The 15657-nt window shown below is 66.1% G+C and carries 17 protein-coding genes and 1 tRNA gene; 13 read left to right on the forward strand and 5 right to left on the reverse strand.

Annotation, left to right across the window (positions count from 1 at the left end):
• Positions 1-24 precede the first annotated feature (24 nt).
• From OCK02_RS13325 to OCK02_RS13375, 11 genes are all read left to right on the forward strand, one after another.
• The gene (locus tag OCK02_RS13325; RefSeq protein ID WP_263813628.1) at positions 25-264 is read left to right on the forward strand and encodes a hypothetical protein; all 240 of its coding nucleotides are present in this window, start codon (positions 25-27) and stop codon (positions 262-264) included.
• Positions 265-549: 285 nt separating this feature from the next.
• Positions 550-1842 (forward strand): UDP-N-acetylglucosamine 1-carboxyvinyltransferase, encoded by a 1293-nt coding sequence (murA, locus tag OCK02_RS13330; RefSeq protein WP_263813472.1) that lies wholly within the window; start codon positions 550-552, stop codon positions 1840-1842.
• Between the two features lie 261 nt (positions 1843-2103).
• On the forward strand, positions 2104-2541 hold the full coding sequence (locus OCK02_RS13335) for a DUF2948 family protein (RefSeq protein WP_230807285.1): 438 nt from the start codon (positions 2104-2106) through the stop codon (positions 2539-2541).
• A 131-nt stretch (positions 2542-2672) separates the two neighbouring features.
• The gene (gene hisD, locus OCK02_RS13340; RefSeq protein ID WP_263813473.1) at positions 2673-3971 is read left to right on the forward strand and encodes a histidinol dehydrogenase; all 1299 of its coding nucleotides are present in this window, start codon (positions 2673-2675) and stop codon (positions 3969-3971) included.
• 16 nt (positions 3972-3987) lie between these two features.
• A complete protein-coding gene (locus tag OCK02_RS13345; protein ID WP_230807470.1) occupies positions 3988-4455 on the forward strand; it encodes a UPF0262 family protein in 468 nt (155 codons plus the stop codon).
• 5 nt (positions 4456-4460) lie between these two features.
• Positions 4461-4937: a low molecular weight phosphatase family protein gene (locus tag OCK02_RS13350; RefSeq protein ID WP_230807287.1), complete on the forward strand. Its 477-nt coding sequence runs from the start codon at positions 4461-4463 to the stop codon at positions 4935-4937.
• A gap of 139 nt (positions 4938-5076) precedes the next feature.
• Positions 5077-5295, forward strand: coding sequence for a translation initiation factor IF-1 (gene infA, locus OCK02_RS13355; protein ID WP_004435948.1), 219 nt, complete (start codon positions 5077-5079; stop codon positions 5293-5295).
• A gap of 50 nt (positions 5296-5345) precedes the next feature.
• A complete protein-coding gene (locus OCK02_RS13360; RefSeq protein WP_230807288.1) occupies positions 5346-5966 on the forward strand; it encodes a Maf-like protein in 621 nt (206 codons plus the stop codon).
• Between the two features lie 4 nt (positions 5967-5970).
• Positions 5971-6177 carry a DNA gyrase inhibitor YacG gene (gene yacG / locus OCK02_RS13365; protein ID WP_263813475.1) on the forward strand — a complete coding sequence of 69 codons (207 nt, stop codon included), beginning with the start codon at positions 5971-5973 and terminating at the stop codon, positions 6175-6177.
• Positions 6178-6481: 304 nt separating this feature from the next.
• Positions 6482-6557, forward strand: a tRNA-Phe gene (locus tag OCK02_RS13370).
• A gap of 193 nt (positions 6558-6750) precedes the next feature.
• The gene (locus tag OCK02_RS13375) at positions 6751-8196 is read left to right on the forward strand and encodes a DUF6923 family protein (RefSeq protein WP_263813476.1); all 1446 of its coding nucleotides are present in this window, start codon (positions 6751-6753) and stop codon (positions 8194-8196) included.
• A 375-nt stretch (positions 8197-8571) separates the two neighbouring features.
• On the opposite strand, the gene OCK02_RS13380 is transcribed toward OCK02_RS13375, so the two are convergent.
• The 5 genes from OCK02_RS13380 to OCK02_RS13400 all read right to left on the reverse strand — a co-directional run bounded on the left by OCK02_RS13380 (position 8572) and on the right by OCK02_RS13400 (position 13751).
• On the reverse strand, positions 8572-9321 hold the full coding sequence (locus OCK02_RS13380) for a DUF1003 domain-containing protein (RefSeq protein WP_263813477.1): 750 nt from the start codon (positions 9319-9321) through the stop codon (positions 8572-8574).
• Positions 9322-9439: 118 nt separating this feature from the next.
• Positions 9440-11044 carry a 5-guanidino-2-oxopentanoate decarboxylase gene (locus tag OCK02_RS13385; protein ID WP_263813478.1) on the reverse strand — a complete coding sequence of 535 codons (1605 nt, stop codon included), beginning with the start codon at positions 11042-11044 and terminating at the stop codon, positions 9440-9442.
• The gene (locus tag OCK02_RS13390; protein WP_263813479.1) at positions 11041-12231 is read right to left on the reverse strand and encodes a pyridoxal phosphate-dependent aminotransferase; all 1191 of its coding nucleotides are present in this window, start codon (positions 12229-12231) and stop codon (positions 11041-11043) included. The genes OCK02_RS13385 and OCK02_RS13390 overlap by 4 nt, the downstream gene beginning before the upstream one ends.
• Positions 12232-12246: 15 nt before the next feature.
• The gene (locus OCK02_RS13395; protein WP_263813480.1) at positions 12247-12876 is read right to left on the reverse strand and encodes a TetR family transcriptional regulator C-terminal domain-containing protein; all 630 of its coding nucleotides are present in this window, start codon (positions 12874-12876) and stop codon (positions 12247-12249) included.
• Entirely contained in the window at positions 12873-13751 is an 879-nt protein-coding gene (locus tag OCK02_RS13400) for a dimethylarginine dimethylaminohydrolase family protein (protein WP_263813481.1), read from the reverse strand. The genes OCK02_RS13395 and OCK02_RS13400 overlap by 4 nt, the downstream gene beginning before the upstream one ends.
• A gap of 247 nt (positions 13752-13998) precedes the next feature.
• Here OCK02_RS13400 and OCK02_RS13405 point away from each other — a divergent pair, with 247 nt between their 5' ends.
• Both OCK02_RS13405 and OCK02_RS13410 read left to right on the forward strand, forming a co-directional pair.
• Positions 13999-14772 (forward strand): ABC transporter ATP-binding protein, encoded by a 774-nt coding sequence (locus OCK02_RS13405; protein ID WP_263813482.1) that lies wholly within the window; start codon positions 13999-14001, stop codon positions 14770-14772.
• 32 nt (positions 14773-14804) lie between these two features.
• Positions 14805-15587: a transporter substrate-binding domain-containing protein gene (locus OCK02_RS13410; RefSeq protein WP_263813483.1), complete on the forward strand. Its 783-nt coding sequence runs from the start codon at positions 14805-14807 to the stop codon at positions 15585-15587.
• Positions 15588-15657: the final 70 nt, after the last annotated feature.

Genomic DNA, 15657 nt, shown 5'->3' on the forward strand with positions numbered 1-15657 from the left:
CGCGTTTCGCGCTATCGGTGGGGTATGGAGAAGGACGGAAAGACGGGCGGCGGCGCGAATGAACGCGGCAGGCCTCCGGCGAAGTCGCAGATGCCGGAGAGCGACGCGGTGCGCGCCCGTGCCGAAGAGCGCAAGGCGCGCCTGGCGAAGACGTTGCGCGACAACCTGTCCCGCCGCAAGCAGCAGGCGCGGGCGCGGCGTGCGGGCGCAGCCGACGAGACCGAGGGGCTGCCTGCCGCAAAATCGGACGAATCACAGTCATAGAGTGCGGAAACGCCGTTTCCGGCGCGAGGGGACAACCAGATGCGCGGCCGAAACGATCGGCTATCGGCACGCTGGCCTGCGCCGACCGCAAGCGTCGGCGACGGCGGGATCCGGCGTCCCGGTGACTTATCTCCCTCTTCCGGACGGTCAATACACAGTTTCCGGCATTCCCGCCGGGGCGGTCTCCTGCGGGAGGCTTCATTTTTATGCCGCGATGCTCTATGGAGGCGCCTTCCTCCGGGAGCCGGTAGATTGAGAAAGGCGGGCGCAGGCCCGTAGGCACACATGGATCGTATCAGGATTGTAGGCGGCAACGCGCTCAAGGGCGTCATTCCCATCTCCGGCGCCAAGAACGCGGCGCTGCCGCTGATGATCGCCTCGCTTCTGACCGACGATACGCTGACGCTGGAAAACGTGCCGCATCTGGCCGACGTCGAGCAGCTCGTCCGCATCCTCGGCAACCATGGCGCCGACATCTCCGTCAACGGCCGCCGCGAACGCCAGAGCGAGGGATATTCCCGCACGATCCACTTCACCTCGCGCAACATCGTCGACACGACAGCACCCTACGAGCTGGTCTCGAAGATGCGGGCGAGCTTCTGGGTCATCGGCCCGCTGCTCGCACGCGAGGGCAAGGCGCGCGTGTCGCTGCCGGGCGGCTGCGCGATCGGCACGCGCCCGGTCGACCTCTTCATCGAGGGGCTGACGGCACTCGGCGCGCAGATCGAGATCGACGGCGGTTACATCGACGCGAAGGCGCCCGAGGGCGGCCTGATCGGCGCCCGCTACACCTTCCCCAAGGTTTCCGTCGGCGCCACGCACGTCATGATGATGGCCGCGACGCTCGCCCGCGGCACGACCGTCATCGGCAATGCGGCGCGCGAGCCGGAAGTGCAGGATCTCGCCAAGTGCCTGAACGCCATGGGCGCGAAGATCACCGGCGCCGGAACGGCAACGATCACCATCGAGGGCGTCGCCTCGCTTTCCGGCGCGCGCCACCGCGTGCTGCCCGACCGGATCGAGACCGGTACCTATGCCATGGCGGTCGCCATGACCGGTGGCGACGTAGTGCTCGAGGGCACCGAAACGCACCTGCTCGACACCGCGCTGGAAGCCATCCGCCGCGCCGGCGCCGAGATCACGACGACCGATAGCGGGATCCGCGTCGTCCGCAACGGCGCCGGCATCAAGCCGGTCGATATCGTCACCGATCCCTATCCCGGCTTCCCGACCGACCTGCAGGCGCAGTTCATGGGGCTGATGACGCGCTCCTCCGGCGTTTCCCACATCACCGAGACGATCTTCGAAAACCGCTTCATGCACGTGCAGGAACTCGCCCGGCTCGGCGCGAAGATCTCGCTCTCCGGTCAGACGGCCAAGATCGAGGGCGTCGAGCGGTTGCGCGGCGCACCGGTCATGGCGACCGACCTGCGCGCCTCCGTCTCGCTCGTCATCGCCGGCCTTGCCGCCGAAGGCGAAACGATGGTCTCGCGCGTCTACCATCTCGACCGCGGCTTCGAGCGGCTGGAAGAGAAGCTGAACCGCTGCGGCGCCTCGGTGGAACGCGTCAGCGACTGACGGACCGGCTGGACCATGCCCGGCGATGAATGTGCCGGGCATTGGATGATTGCGCCATCGCATGGGCCCAGATCTGCGACAGACCCCTCGCCTTCCCGGGCTGCCCGGCAGGATCGCTGCCGGCTGCACCTCGCGCGCAGTTGCGCTCGCCCGTTTCCCGTCCTATTTCCTGAACTGAACGCAAATGGGCGGCCAGCCAACCGGCGCGGCGCGCGATGTCGGCAATCAGGCGCGGCCGCAAGGCTGCCGAAAAGGAGCATCATGGACAATCTGAGGCTGCTGGCCCTCGACGGAGACGATCTCTCGGTCGTTTCCGCGCATCTGCAGGACGCCGTCTTCAAGACCGGCGACGTCAGCTGGGATGCCCGCCACGGCGTGTTCTCGCTCGCCGTCAACCGCTTCGTCTGGGAGACGGCAGGCGCGCGCGGCAAGGCCTTCGAGCGCCGGCGCGCCATGATCGCCTTCAAGCGCGTGCGCGCGGTGCGCGCGATCGGCATCGACCGGAGCGACCGCGAGGCGGTCCTCTCCTTGCTGGCGATCCGCTTCTCGCCTGCGGGCGAAGGGCCGGACGGCACTGTGGAGCTGGTCATGTCGGGCGACGCCCAGTTCGCGCTCGACGTCGAATGCATCGAAAGCCAGCTCGCCGATGTCGGCGGTGCATGGGAAACGAGCTTGAAACCGCAGCATCCGGCAAGCTAGAGCAGTGAGGCCATCGTCCGCCGGCCCGCAATGCCGCGCGACGGGACGCATCGACGGGTCGCCGGGTTTCCTGCACCCGCACCATCCAGGCAGGGCGGGACCTTACCGCCGCACGACAGGACGATTGAACAGTGGCGATCAGGCTTGATTTTCGCGACGGCGACTTCGAAACGCGGTTCGCCGCCTTCCTCACTACCAAGCGCGAGGTGTCGGAAGACGTGAACGCCACGGTCCGCGCCATCATCGACGAGGTGCGCGAGAACGGCGACCGGGCGCTTGCCGCCTATACGCTGCGCTTCGACGGGCTGGATTTCGGCACTGTGCCGATGCGCGTCGGCGCGGACGAGATCGAGGCAGCCTATCGGGATACGCCGGCGGAGGTCGTCGCCGCGCTCGAGCTGGCCGCCCGGCGCATCGAGAAGCACCACGCCCGCCAGTTGCCGAAGGACGACCTCTACGAGGACGACATCGGCGTGGGGCTCGGATCGCGCTGGACGGCGATCGACGCGGTCGGGCTCTATGTGCCGGGCGGCACCGCCAGCTATCCGAGCTCGGTACTGATGAACGCCGTTCCGGCCAAGGTCGCCGGCGTGCCGCGCATCGTCATGGTGGTGCCGGCCAAGGACGGCGCGATCAACCCGGCGGTGCTGGCGGCGGCCAGGATCGCCGGCGTCGACGAGATCTACCGCATCGGCGGCGCGCAGGCCGTCGCCGCGCTCGCCTACGGCACCGGGACGATCGCGCCCGTCGCCAAGATCACCGGCCCCGGCAACGCCTTCGTCGCGGCCGCCAAGCGCCAGGTGTTCGGGACGGTGGGCATCGATATGATCGCGGGACCTTCCGAAGTGCTGGTGATCGCCGACGAAGGGAACGACCCGGACTGGCTGGCCGCCGATCTTCTGGCCCAGGCCGAGCACGACCGCGGCGCGCAGGCGATCCTGATCACCGATAGCACCGAACTCGCCGACGCCGTCGAGGCGGCGGTAGCCCGCCAGTTGAAGACGCTGGAGCGCGCGGAGACGGCGGCGGCCAGCTGGCGCGACTTCGGCGCGATCATCCTGGTGCCGGACCTCGAAGATTCCGTGCCGCTCGCCAACCGCATCGCTGCCGAACACCTGGAAATCGCTACCTCCGATCCCGACGCCTTGCTGCCGAAGATCCGCAATGCCGGGGCGATCTTCGTCGGCCGCCATACCCCGGAGGTGATCGGCGACTATGTCGGCGGTTCCAACCACGTGCTGCCGACCGCCCGCTCGGCCCGCTTCTCCTCCGGCCTTTCGGTGCTCGACTACATGAAGCGCACCTCGATCCTGCGGCTCGGCCCCGAACAGCTGCACAAGCTCGGTCCTGCGGCGGTCACGCTTGCCGAGGCCGAGGGGCTCGGCGCGCATGCGCGCTCCGTTTCCATCCGCCTCAACGCCGGAGGATGATGGAGGGATGACGAGGATGCCCGCCTTCCGCCTGTGCGACGTGGTGCTGGACGAGACGATCGGCCGCGCCACGCCGGACGTCGAGCATGAGCGGGCGGTGGCGATCTTCGACCTGATCGAGGAGAACTCCTTCGAGCCGGTCGGCCACACTGGCGGCCCCTACCGGCTCAACCTGTCGCTGATGGATTCGAAGCTGATCTTCGCCATCAGCACCGAGGACGGCGGCGCGGTCGCCACCCACATCCTGTCGCTGACGCCCTTCCGGCGGATCGTGAAAGACTATTTCCTGATCTGCGAAAGCTACTACCAGGCGATCCGCTCGGCGACGCCCAGCCAGATCGAGGCGATCGACATGGGCCGGCGCGGCATCCACAATGACGGTTCGCAGACGCTGATGGACCGGCTCTCCGGCAAGATCAGGCTCGATTTCGACACCGCGCGGCGGCTCTTCACGCTGGTCTGCGTGCTCTACTGGCGCGGGTGAACAGCATGAGCGCGCTGGCGACCGACATGGGGCAGACCACGACGCGAAGCCCCGGCTCGGTGCTATTCATGTGCCGGATGAATGCGGTGCGCTCGCCCATGGCCGAGGCGATCGCGCGAAGCGTGCTGCCGGCCGGCACCTACGTGGCCTCCGCCGGCATCCGCCCCGGAGAGCGCGATCCCTTCGTCCAGGCGGTGCTGGAGGAGGTGGGGCTGTCAATCGAGCGCCACCTGCCGCGGTCGCTGGAGGAGCTGGAGGACGACTATTTCGACCTGATCGTGACGCTCGCCCCGGAAGCGCACCACGCAGCCCTCGAACTGACCCGGTCGAGCGCGGTCGAAGTGGTCTACTGGCCGACCCCCGATCCGACCGTCGCCGCGGGCACGCGCGAGCAGATCCTTTCGGCCTATCGCGAGGTCCGCAACCACCTGGCGACGCTGATCGAGCGGCGGCTCGGCCCCGGCATATCCGTTTCTTCTTGAATAAACCCGGGCGCTCGTACGGGCATGTGAAGAAAGCCGGATCATTGGTGTTCACAAAACACCCTCTATTGTGTAGTTTCCGGCAAAATTTCGGCCGGCGGCATCCTGCCTCCCGCCAACGAAGGATCACCACCGCAATATGGCAAAAGAAGAAGTCCTTGAATTCCCGGGTGTCGTTACGGAACTGCTGCCGAACGCCACCTTCCGCGTCAAGCTCGAGAACGAGCACGAGATCATCGCGCACACGGCCGGCCGCATGCGCAAGAACCGCATCCGCGTGCTCGCCGGCGACAAGGTGCTCGTCGAGATGACGCCCTACGACCTGACCAAGGGTCGCATCACCTACCGCTTCAAATAAGCCTGTCCTTCCGGCGCTCCACCGGGCGCGCACGGCTCCCTCGAGGTTCCATGGAATTCGCCCACAAGCTCATCCTGGCATCCGGCTCGCCGCGCCGCGTCGAGCTTCTGGCGCAGGTGGGCATCGAGCCCGACCGGCTGATGCCGATGGACATCGACGAGACGCCGAAGAAATCGGAGCATCCGCGTTCGCTGGCACGGCGGCTTTGCACCGGCAAGGCGGAGGCCGCCCTTGCCGCGATCAAGGGCGATCCGGCCGCCGCGGGCAGCTACATCCTCGCCGCCGACACCGTGGTCGCGGTCGGGCGACGCATCGTGCCGAAATGCGACATGGTCGACGAGGCCGCAAGCGCCCTGCATCTGCTTTCCGGCCGCAGCCACCGGGTCTTCACCGGCATCTGCCTGATCACCCCGGACAGGAAGGTGCGCCAGCGCATCGTCGATACCAAGGTCCGTTTCAAGCGGCTGTCCGGCCTCGACATCGAGAGCTATCTCGCCTCCGGCCAGTGGCGCGGCAAGGCCGGCGGCTATGCGATCCAGGGGATCGCCGGCGGCTTCGTCGTCAAGCTGGTGGGCTCCTATACGAACGTGGTCGGCCTGCCGCTGCAGGAGACGACCTCCCTGCTCTCCGGCGAAGGATACGACGTCCACCGCCGCTGGTCCGAGGGCTGAGGCTGTGAGCAACGGTACGGACAAGCCGACGGCAAAGGTCGCCCCCCTGCGCAAGGCGCGCCCCTGCCCCGAATGCGGCCGCCAGTCGGTGCGCGAGCACTATCCGTTCTGCTCGGAGCGCTGCCGCAGCCTCGACCTGAACCGGTGGCTCTCGGGCTCCTACGCCATCCCCGTCAGCGACGACGAGGCGAAGGCAGGCGAGAACGATTGACGCTGCACGGCCTGTCTGCGCGCATCCGCGAGCCGGCCTGTCCCTCCTGCCGCCACCGCCATCCAGCGGCGTCCGGTCCCGGCGCAGGCGGCCGGAAGCGGGCTGCATCCTGTCGCCAACAACTGCACAGCCGCCTGTGACGATCAGAAAAGCCGAACCTTTTCCTATACTTGAGATCCCGCGCTTTTTCACGTCGAAAATCTTTCATAGGGGCTGGACACGATCGAGCAAGATGCTATAACCCCGCTCGCTTCCGGGGCGAAACCAAACGCCCCACGGGTTTTGCAATGAAACCCAGCCGGATGCCCGGATAGCTCAGTTGGTAGAGCAGCGGATTGAAAATCCGCGTGTCGGTGGTTCAAATCCGCCTCCGGGCACCATTTTCAGGCTCTTTCTCCCATCATCTGCATCGACCATCCGGCCGAAATTCCTGCGCGTATCGGTCAACACGGGCACATCACTTGTCGGCCTGCAATCACGCACCCTTAAGGGTTGCAGATGGTCGGTTGCGTGCCTACAGTCCCGCACCGTGCGGGCCCTGCTTCGGCCTGCGACGATGGCCAGGAGAAGGGAATGACCATGGCAGCCGAAGTCTACGTCGTAACGTCAGCCAGCAAGCTGATCGCAATCAACACCCAGACACTCAAGGCGCGCGAGGTGGGAAACACCGGCGCGACGATGACCGACGTGGCTTTCGCACCGGACGGAAAACTCTACGCAATTTCGTTCGACACCCTCTATCGCCTTGACCCCAAGACCGGAGCGACGCTCGAAGTTCACCGCCTTGGCATCTACAGCGCGAACGCATTCGAAATCGGTGCGGACGGCAAAGCCTACATCGCCTCGAGCACCGATGGCGGGCTCTACAGTGTGGACCTCAAGAGCGGCAGCACGGCGCTGATCGGCAACTATTCCTCGAGCATGGCATCGTCAGGGGACCTCGCCTTCTATGACGGCAAGTTGTACCTGACCACGTCGAACAAGAAGATCCTGAGCCTCGATCCGGAAACCGGAAAGGCGTTGAGCACGGTCTCGATCTCCGTCGACAGGATGTACGGCCTGGAGCAGAGCGGCTCCACGCTCTACGGCTTCGCCAACAACACCTTCTACTCGGTCGATCCCAAGACCGGGAAGCTCGTCACGATGAGCAAGGTCGACAGCCTCGGCGAGTTCATGGGGGCTGCCAGCCGCCACTTCTCCGACCCCGACGACGGCGGATATAAACTGACCGGCACCAAGGGCCAGGACTGGCTATTCGGCAACAAGGGCGCCGACATTCTGTACGGCCGCGGCGGCGACGACTTCCTCTATGGCGATAGCGGCAAGGACCGCCTCTACGGGGAAAGCGGAGCGGACGTGCTCGACGGCGGCAAGGGCGCGGACCGCATGTATGGCGGCAAGGGCAACGATACCTACATCGTCGACAACAAGGGCGATAAGGTGATCGAGAAGGCCGGCGAGGGTACCGATTTCGTCAAGGCCTCCATCAGCTACAAGCTGACCGACAATGTCGAAAAGCTGATCCTGACCGGATCGGCAAACCTCAACGGCACCGGCAACGGCCTCGCCAACGCCATCACCGGCAATTCCGGCAAGAACACCCTGAGCGGCGGCAGCGGAAACGACACGCTCAAGGGCAAATCGGGCGCCGATACCCTGATCGGCGGCAAGGGCGCCGACAAGCTCTACGGCGGATCGGGCGCCGACACCTTCGTCTTCAAGTCGATCAAGGACAGCACCGTCTCGGGTTCAGGCCGCGACACGATCTACGATTTTTCCCGCAAGCAGGACGACACGATCGACCTCAAAGCGATCGACGCGAACACGAAGTCCAGCGGGGACCAGGCGTTCAAGTTCATCGGCAAGGAGAAATTCCACAAGAAGGCAGGCGAACTGCGCTTTGAAAAGGACGGCGGCGACACGTTCGTCTATGGCGACGTCAACGGCGATGCCAAGGCGGACTTCGCGATCAAGCTGGACCTGTCGCTGACGCTGTTCAAGTCCGACTTCATTCTCTGAAGCCGTATCGGGTCCCCCGCTGCGGGCCGCCGGCAATGCGGCCCGCGAAATGGCTGTTGGACCGTCACGCACATGTGAGCTTTCCCGGCAGTCCCCTGCGGAACAAAAAGCGGTCCTTGAACGTCTTATCGAAAGGTGCTTGTCACTGCACCTGCTCGGATTGGAGACCGAGCCAATTCCGGCGGGTCCGCCCGCCGGCTTTTTTATGCCAGCTGCCCGAAAATCACACCGGGACACGGGCCGAAAGCCCGGTCGTTCGACGCTGTTGGCGGCCGGATGAGGTGGAGAACGCGCATCGCCGGGCGGGGTTCCAAGCCCACGGGCGAGGCTCGACCTCTTCGTAGCGCCGTTGCCCGGCCCCGTCCCCTCTTCGCCCTACGAGCCGTTCTTCGCCGGCGGCTGGGGCGGCGGCTGGCGGCCCTCGAGAAGCTCGATCTGGATCTGCTGCAATTCGGCCAGGCGCTCCCACTGGTGTGCCATCTGGTGCTCGATCATGTCGTGCAACTGGCGGATCTCGAGTTCGGCACGCAGGTTGACCATGTAGTCGTTCTCCGCGCGGATCCGGTCCTTCTCCTCCTGCCGCCGCTGGCTCATCATGATCACCGGCGCCTGGAGCGCTGCGATGCAGGAGAGGACGAGATTGAGCAGGATGAAGGGATAGGGATCGAAGCCGCCGCCGAGGATGCCGATGATGTTGATCGTCATCCAGCAGAGGAGAACGAGGATAAAGGTGATGATGAACCCCCAGGAGCCGCCGAAGGCCGCCACCCGGTCCGCGGCGCGCTGGCCGAAGGTTTCGCCCTCCAGTTCCTTCTGCAGGCCGAGGGCGCCGGCATGGACCGAGGAGACGCCCCTCTCGAAGCTTTCCAGCACCTGCCGGTCGAGATCGGAGAGTTCCCCCCGCTCCTGTTCCAGGAGATCCGCCACGTAACGGCGGCGATAGCGTGAGAGGTCGGCGCCGCAGATGCGGCTGTCCAGGCTCCAGTCGCCCACGTCCCGGCGGATCAGTTCGAAAATACCCGGTCGGATGGAGGAGGCGTGATAGAGCCGGGCCGCCGGAAAAGGCTTTCCGCAGACGGCGCAGGTTTCCGTCCTGGTGCGTGCAGCCGATCCGTTCCGTCCCATCGGCGGCGATCTCCATCAAATGCCGTGCCGGGCACGGCCCGCAGCACGCTCAGCACCGTGCGGCAGATTACAGCGTGGACCTGCCGGGCGGCAATGCCGCCGCCGGCAGAGATCGATGTCAGGCCGTCGCGCCCCGGGTTCGGGTCTGGTGGATCTCGATCAGGCTCGGGCCGTTGCGCCTGGCGGCGACCTGAAGGGCTTCGTCAAGCTCGCCGACATCGGCGAGGCGGACAGCCGGCAGGCCGTAGGCCCTGGCGATGTCGAGGAAATCCGGCGCGGACGGCTTGACGCCTTCCGGCTCGATCCCGCACTCGACCATGTAGTTCTCGATCTCCTGATAGCCGTCGTTGTTCCAGACAAGGAAGACGACCCGGGCGCCGGCATCGGCCGCCGAGCCGATCTCGGCCAGCGAGAACTGGAAGCCGCCGTCGCCGGTCAGGCAGACGACCGGACGATCGGGGGCGCCGATCGCAGCGCCGATGGCCGCCGGCGGGCCGTAGCCCAGCGCGCCGAAGCCGGTTGCGGCGTTGAACCAGGTCTGCGGGCGGGCGACATCGAGATAGAGGTTGCCGGCATAGACCGCCTGGGTGGAATCGCCGACGACGATCGCATCCGGCAGCGCCTCGTAGACCCTGCCGATCACGCCGATCTCGGTGCGGATCTTCGGCGTCAGCTCGCCGAGGGCGGCCTCGCGCGCCCGTCCCGCCCGCTCCGCACCGTCCCCGCTCCTGGCCTTGACCAGCGGCAGAAGGGCGACGGCTGCCGCCTCGACCGTCGAGAGCACGGGAAGATCGGCGCGCGGCTCGCGGGCGAGTTGCTGCGCGTCGATGTCGACGCGCACAAAGCGGCGCATCGCGGGAAGCGTGCCCGTCGCATACATGTCGTAGTCGGTCTGCCCCATCTCGGTGCCGAAACCGATGACGAGATCCGCATCGGCGATCAGCGCGCGGGTCGCGTTCAGGCTCGGGCTCGCCGGCACCCGGAGCGGATGGCCGGCGAGCATGCCGCGAGCATTGGTGGTTAGGACCACCGGCGCGTCCAGCCTTTCGGCAAGAGCCGTCACCGACCTGTCGGCGGTGGCAGCGCCGCCGCCGCACATCAAGACGATGCGGCCGGAGCGCTCGCAGAGTTCGGCAAGCTCGGCCAGCGTCGCCGGATCCGGGCTCGGGCGCGATGCGCGCGTCGCTTTCAGCGCGATCTCGCCTGCCGGCAGCGGCATCACGTCGGTCGGGATCTCGATATGCACTGGACCCGGTCGGGCCGAGCCCATGACGGAGAAGGCCTGGGCGATCACCGAGGGCAGGTCGGCCGGATCGACCAGTGTATGCGAATAGAGGGCGAAGCTCTTCATCATCGCCGCCTGATCCGGCAGCTCATGCAGCAGGCCGCGGCCGTGGCCGAGCGAATTGCGGCGGTTGACACCGGAGATCACCAGCATCGGGACGGAATCCTGCCGCGCCTGTGCCATCGCCGTGATGGTGTTGGTCAGGCCCGGGCCGGTGATCACCAGCGCCACGCCGGGCTTGCCGGTGACGCGCGCGTAGCCGTCGGCCATGAAGCCTGCGCCCTGTTCGTGGCGCGGGGTGATGTGGCGGATCTTCGAGGCCGCGAGGCCGCGATAGAGTTCGACGGTGTGGACGCCCGGAATGCCGAACACCACCTCCACGCCGTTTGCCTCGAGGAGATCGACCATCGCCTCGCCGACCGTCTTCGTCTTGCTCATGCGCGCAATTCCTTCCTGAAGCCCGAGCGCTTGGCCAGGGCGGAAATTCGTCTGCAGGCCTCGTCGATCATTTCGTCCGGTACAGTCAGGCTGATGCGGATGAAATCGTCGCCGCCGCTGCCGAAGGCCGATCCCGGCATGACGGCGACCCGCTCCTCGTCCAGAAGCGCCCAGGCGAAGGCCTCGCTGTCCATGCCGGTTGCGGAGACGTCGACGACGATGAACATGCCGGCCTCGGGCGCGACCGGCATCAGGCCGGGGGCGTCCGCGAGACCGGCGACGACCCGGGCGGCGCGGTGGCTGTAGGACTGGCGCATCCTCGCCGAAGTGTCGATCGGATTGTCCAGGGCATAGGCCGTCATGTCGGCGATGAAGGGCTGCACGCCGAACAGCATCGTCTCGGACACCGCAAGCAGCCGGCCGGCAAATTCCGCAGGCCCGATCGCCCAGCCGCTGCGGAAGCCCGGGGCGGCATGCGACTTGGAGATCGAGGAGCAGACGATCGTGCGCTCGGCGAGTGCGGGATCATCGAAAGGGGACGCGAAGGAGCCGGAGAACACCAGTTCCTCATAGACCTCGTCGCAGACGATCCACAGGTCGTGCCGGCGGCAGACGGCGCCGATCGCTGAGATTTCTTCCGCGGTCAGCACGGCCCCGGTGGGATTGTGCGGCGTATTCAGCAGCAGCACGCGGCACTGCGGCGTGATCGCGCGTTCGAGATCGTCCGCCTGCATGTGAAAACCATGCTCCGGGCGGAGCGGAACGGTCACCTGCTCGGCGCCGGTGGCGCGGATCACGCCTTCGTAGGTGGCATAGAGCGGATCTCCGACCAATACGGCATCGCCCTTTTCCACGAGGCCGAGCATGACGGCGAAGAGGGCCGTCTGCGTGCCGGGAAAGCAGAGCACATTGGCGCTCGTCACGCCCGGACGGCGCCTGGCGTATTTGCGCACCAGCGCATCCACCACCGGCGGCTCGCCCCGGCCGTTCGAGTAACGATAACGGCCGGCATTCATTGCACGCGTCGCTTCCTCGAGCAGGCTCCGGTGCGGCGGCAGGTCGGGCTCGCCGATGGTGAGCTCGATGATCGGCTCGCCCCGATCCTTGCGCCGGCGCGCCTCGACGTGAACCGCCCATTTCTCGGAGCCCAGGCTCGCCAGCCTCTCGGTGATGGATGCGTAGCGCATTGCGTTCTCCCTATCTTATTCTGTTGGTGCCGGCGGTGCGATCGGCTGGCCGATCAGGGCCTCGATGGAGGACAGCGCGGTCGAGACCAGCTCGCTTTCCTCGAAGAGCTCGCCTGCAAGGCATCCCTCCAGCCACAGCCCGTCGAGCAGGCCGTTGATCGCGATCGCCAGCGTCCGGCAGCGCGCAGGACCGGCATCGAGCCCCCTGGACGCCAGGAAATCGGCCAGCAGCCCTTCCAGCGCGTTACGGAAACCGAGATAGCCCTCGCGATGAATGGCCGCGAGCGCGGGATCGACGCTGACGCGGCTGATGAACGACGCCCAGAGCGACAGGCTGCGGCTGTTTGCGACGGGCTCGGTCAGGTTGATGACGATGAACGCGCGCAGGCGCTCGTCCGGGGTGCCCGCCACGCGTTCGGCCTTTTCCGTCAACCGCGCGATCACCACGCGATAGGCCTCCTGGAGGATCTGCTCCTTGGAGACGAAATAGTGCCGGATCAGACCCGCCGTCACGCCCGCCTTGATCGCGATCTGGCGGACCGTCGCACCCTGCAGCCCGCCCTCGGCGATGCAGTCCAGCGTCGCCTCGATGAGATCATGGCGGCGCTCCGCTTCCGAGGCACGATGGAAGGACCGGCGGCTCATGCCGCCCGCCGCAGGACGGGCCGGGTGAGGCAGGTCGGGCCGCCTTCGCAGGCAATGCAGAGCGCGTCGGCCTCGAAGGTCTCGACCACGCAGCCGGCAGCCTCCATCGCCGCCCTGGTCTTCGGGAAGCCCGCCACCATGATCACCTCGTTCGGGTGGACCGGCAGCACGTTCAGGCTGAGGCCGTTGCTGGCGTGGAACTCGTCCGCCGGCGCCTCGATCAGACGGATGCCGCGCGCCTTCAGCAACTGGTAGAAGGCAGCCGGCAGGAGCGGCGCGAAGACGAGCGCCAGGTCGCCGGCAAGCGGGCTCATGACGCTCATCAGATGCAGGCAGGCCTCCTCGCCCTGCCACAGCGGCAGGTCGTAGGCGAGCACGGAGACGCCGTGCGGGGAGAGCATCGTCGAAAGCTGGTCGATGCCCTCCTGGTTGGTCCGGACGCCGCGGCCGACGACGAGCGTCTTCGCATCGAGCCAGATGCAGTCGCCGCCTTCCACCGTGCCGGGTGCCTCGATGCGGCCGAGGATCGGAATCTGGCGATCCGCATAGGCCTTCTCGTGCAGTTCCGTCTCGTTCACGCGCAGCGGCTTTCCCATGCGCAGCAGGATCGCGCCGTGATCGGACATCAGCGAGGGATCGTGGGTGAACATGGCGTCGGCAAGACCGTCACCCTCGTCCTCGAGCCAGATGATCTCGGTGCCGGACTTTTCCACAAGCCGGGCGAATTCCGTATACTGGCGCACCGCCCTTTGCCCGTCGAACGTCGGTCCGTAGTGCCACTTCGCCGGATCGGCCGAGACGAGGCTGGGGCCGGGGCGACGCATCAGAACGCGCAGCAGGGAAGCCGACATTTCCTGGGAACCGAAAGCGGGCATCCGCTACTCCTTTGATTGCAAACAGTGTTTTGGCGAGACCGGACAAAAAGCCGGCGGCGCGATTATTATACGCTTGAACAACTACGCCACAAGTGCAACGATGGTGTCAATGGAAGGAAGCGACGGGCACGAAGATGGCCGCGCCGAGCAGGACAGCCCGCCGCAAGAGCGGGTTGCAAAAGACGAACAGGGGAAGATCTGGCATGAGCCAAGCTCATTCGTGCCGCGCATCGGAGCAGTTCATCCGATGACGGATCGCGCCGAGGCAATCGCAGTCGAAAACCTGCACAAGCGCTTCGGACCGCTCGAGGTCCTCAAGGGCGTTTCCCTCACGGCACGGGAAGGCGATGTCATCGCCATCATTGGCGGCTCCGGATCCGGCAAGTCCACCTTCCTCCGCTGCATCAACATGCTGGAACTGCCCAGCGCCGGATCGGTCACGATCCATGGCGAAGAAATCGCCATGAGGAAGGATGGCCATGGCGGCCTCGTGCCCGCCGATCGCAAGCAGGTGCAGCGCATACGCTCCCGTCTCGGAATGGTGTTCCAGAACTTCAATCTGTGGCAGCACATGACGATCCTGCAGAACGTCATCGAAGCGCCTGTCCATGTGCTCGGGATCGCAAAGGCAGAGGCCATCGAGCGGGCCGAGACGATCCTCCGGCGCGTCGGCCTGTTCGAGAAGCGCGACGCCTATCCCGCCTTCCTGTCCGGCGGCCAGCAGCAGCGCGCGGCGATCGCGAGAGCGCTCGCCGTCCAGCCGCATGTCATGCTCTTCGACGAACCGACGTCGGCGCTCGACCCGGAGCTGGTGGGCGAGGTCCTCACCGTGATCGGCGACCTGGCGAAGGAGAAGCGGACGATGATCCTCGTCACCCACGAGATGAAGTTCGCCCGCAACGTCGCCAACCACATCGTGTTCCTCGCCAATGGCGTCATCGAGGAACAGGGCCCGCCGGAAGAGATCTTCGGTGCCCCGAAATCGGAGCGGCTGAAGAAATTCATCAGTTCCATCCACTGAGAATACCAATAACCAACAGAGGGAAAACAAGCATGAAGACCGCATTGAAGACGATCGCACTTGCCGCCGTCATCGGCTTTGCCGGCATCAGCGGCGCCGTGGCCCAGCAGATCAAGGTCGGCTTCGCCGCCGAGCCCTATCCGCCGTTCGCCTCTCCCGACGCCTCGGGCAACTGGGAGGGCTGGGAAGTCGAATTCATGAAGGCGATCTGCGACGAGGCCAAGCTCGACTGTGTCATCACCCCGGTCGCCTGGGACGGCATCATTCCGGCGCTGACCACGAACAAGATCGACATGATCGTCGGCTCCATGTCGATCACCGGGGAGCGCCTCAAGACGATCGACTTCTCCGACAAGTACTACAACACCCCGACGGGCGTCATCGGCCCCAAGGGCGCTGCCTTCGACGCGACGCCGGAGAGCCTTGCTGGCAAGACCATCGGCGTCCAGGTCGCCACCATCCACCAGTCCTATGCCGACAAGTACTTCGGCGGGGCCGGCGCGACGATCAAGGAATACCAGACCCAGGACGAGGCCAACAACGACCTGGCGGCCGGGCGCATCGACGCCGTGCAGGCGGATGCGATCGCGCTCGACGCCTTTCTGAAGTCCGACCAGGGCAAGGACTGCTGCGAGCACAAGGGCAACGTCAAGGACGATCCTGAAATCCTCGGGGCCGGCGTGGGCGTCGGCCTGCGCAAGGGCGAGACGGAGCTGAAGGACAAGGTCAACGCCGCGATCAAGGCGATCCGCGCCAACGGCACCTATGACACCTTCTCCAAGAAGTACTTCGACTTCGACATCTACGGCGGCTGATCGACATCCGGAGCAACTCCGGAGGAATCCGGCTCACCGCATTGTCCGACGCCGAAGCGATTCCGCTTCG

This window comes from Rhizobium sp. TRM96647 (assembly GCF_025780115.1).
Lineage (GTDB): Bacteria > Pseudomonadota > Alphaproteobacteria > Rhizobiales > Rhizobiaceae > Mycoplana.

Excerpts from the sequence above, each read along its gene's own strand:
- OCK02_RS13325 (WP_263813628.1), top strand. The coding sequence starts at position 25 with ATGGAGAAGGACGGAAAGACGGGCGGCGGCGCGAATGAACGCGGCAGG.
- murA (WP_263813472.1), top strand. The coding sequence starts at position 550 with ATGGATCGTATCAGGATTGTAGGCGGCAACGCGCTCAAGGGCGTCATT.
- OCK02_RS13335 (WP_230807285.1), top strand. The coding sequence starts at position 2,104 with ATGGACAATCTGAGGCTGCTGGCCCTCGACGGAGACGATCTCTCGGTC.
- OCK02_RS13345 (WP_230807470.1), top strand. The coding sequence starts at position 3,988 with ATGCCCGCCTTCCGCCTGTGCGACGTGGTGCTGGACGAGACGATCGGC.
- OCK02_RS13350 (WP_230807287.1), top strand. The coding sequence starts at position 4,461 with ATGAGCGCGCTGGCGACCGACATGGGGCAGACCACGACGCGAAGCCCC.
- infA (WP_004435948.1), top strand. The coding sequence starts at position 5,077 with ATGGCAAAAGAAGAAGTCCTTGAATTCCCGGGTGTCGTTACGGAACTG.
- OCK02_RS13360 (WP_230807288.1), top strand. The coding sequence starts at position 5,346 with ATGGAATTCGCCCACAAGCTCATCCTGGCATCCGGCTCGCCGCGCCGC.
- OCK02_RS13375 (WP_263813476.1), top strand. The coding sequence starts at position 6,751 with ATGACCATGGCAGCCGAAGTCTACGTCGTAACGTCAGCCAGCAAGCTG.
- OCK02_RS13380 (WP_263813477.1), bottom strand. The coding sequence starts at position 9,321 with ATGGGACGGAACGGATCGGCTGCACGCACCAGGACGGAAACCTGCGCC.
- OCK02_RS13385 (WP_263813478.1), bottom strand. The coding sequence starts at position 11,044 with ATGAGCAAGACGAAGACGGTCGGCGAGGCGATGGTCGATCTCCTCGAG.
- OCK02_RS13390 (WP_263813479.1), bottom strand. The coding sequence starts at position 12,231 with ATGCGCTACGCATCCATCACCGAGAGGCTGGCGAGCCTGGGCTCCGAG.
- OCK02_RS13395 (WP_263813480.1), bottom strand. The coding sequence starts at position 12,876 with ATGAGCCGCCGGTCCTTCCATCGTGCCTCGGAAGCGGAGCGCCGCCAT.
- OCK02_RS13400 (WP_263813481.1), bottom strand. The coding sequence starts at position 13,751 with ATGCCCGCTTTCGGTTCCCAGGAAATGTCGGCTTCCCTGCTGCGCGTT.
- OCK02_RS13405 (WP_263813482.1), top strand. The coding sequence starts at position 13,999 with ATGACGGATCGCGCCGAGGCAATCGCAGTCGAAAACCTGCACAAGCGC.
- OCK02_RS13410 (WP_263813483.1), top strand. The coding sequence starts at position 14,805 with ATGAAGACCGCATTGAAGACGATCGCACTTGCCGCCGTCATCGGCTTT.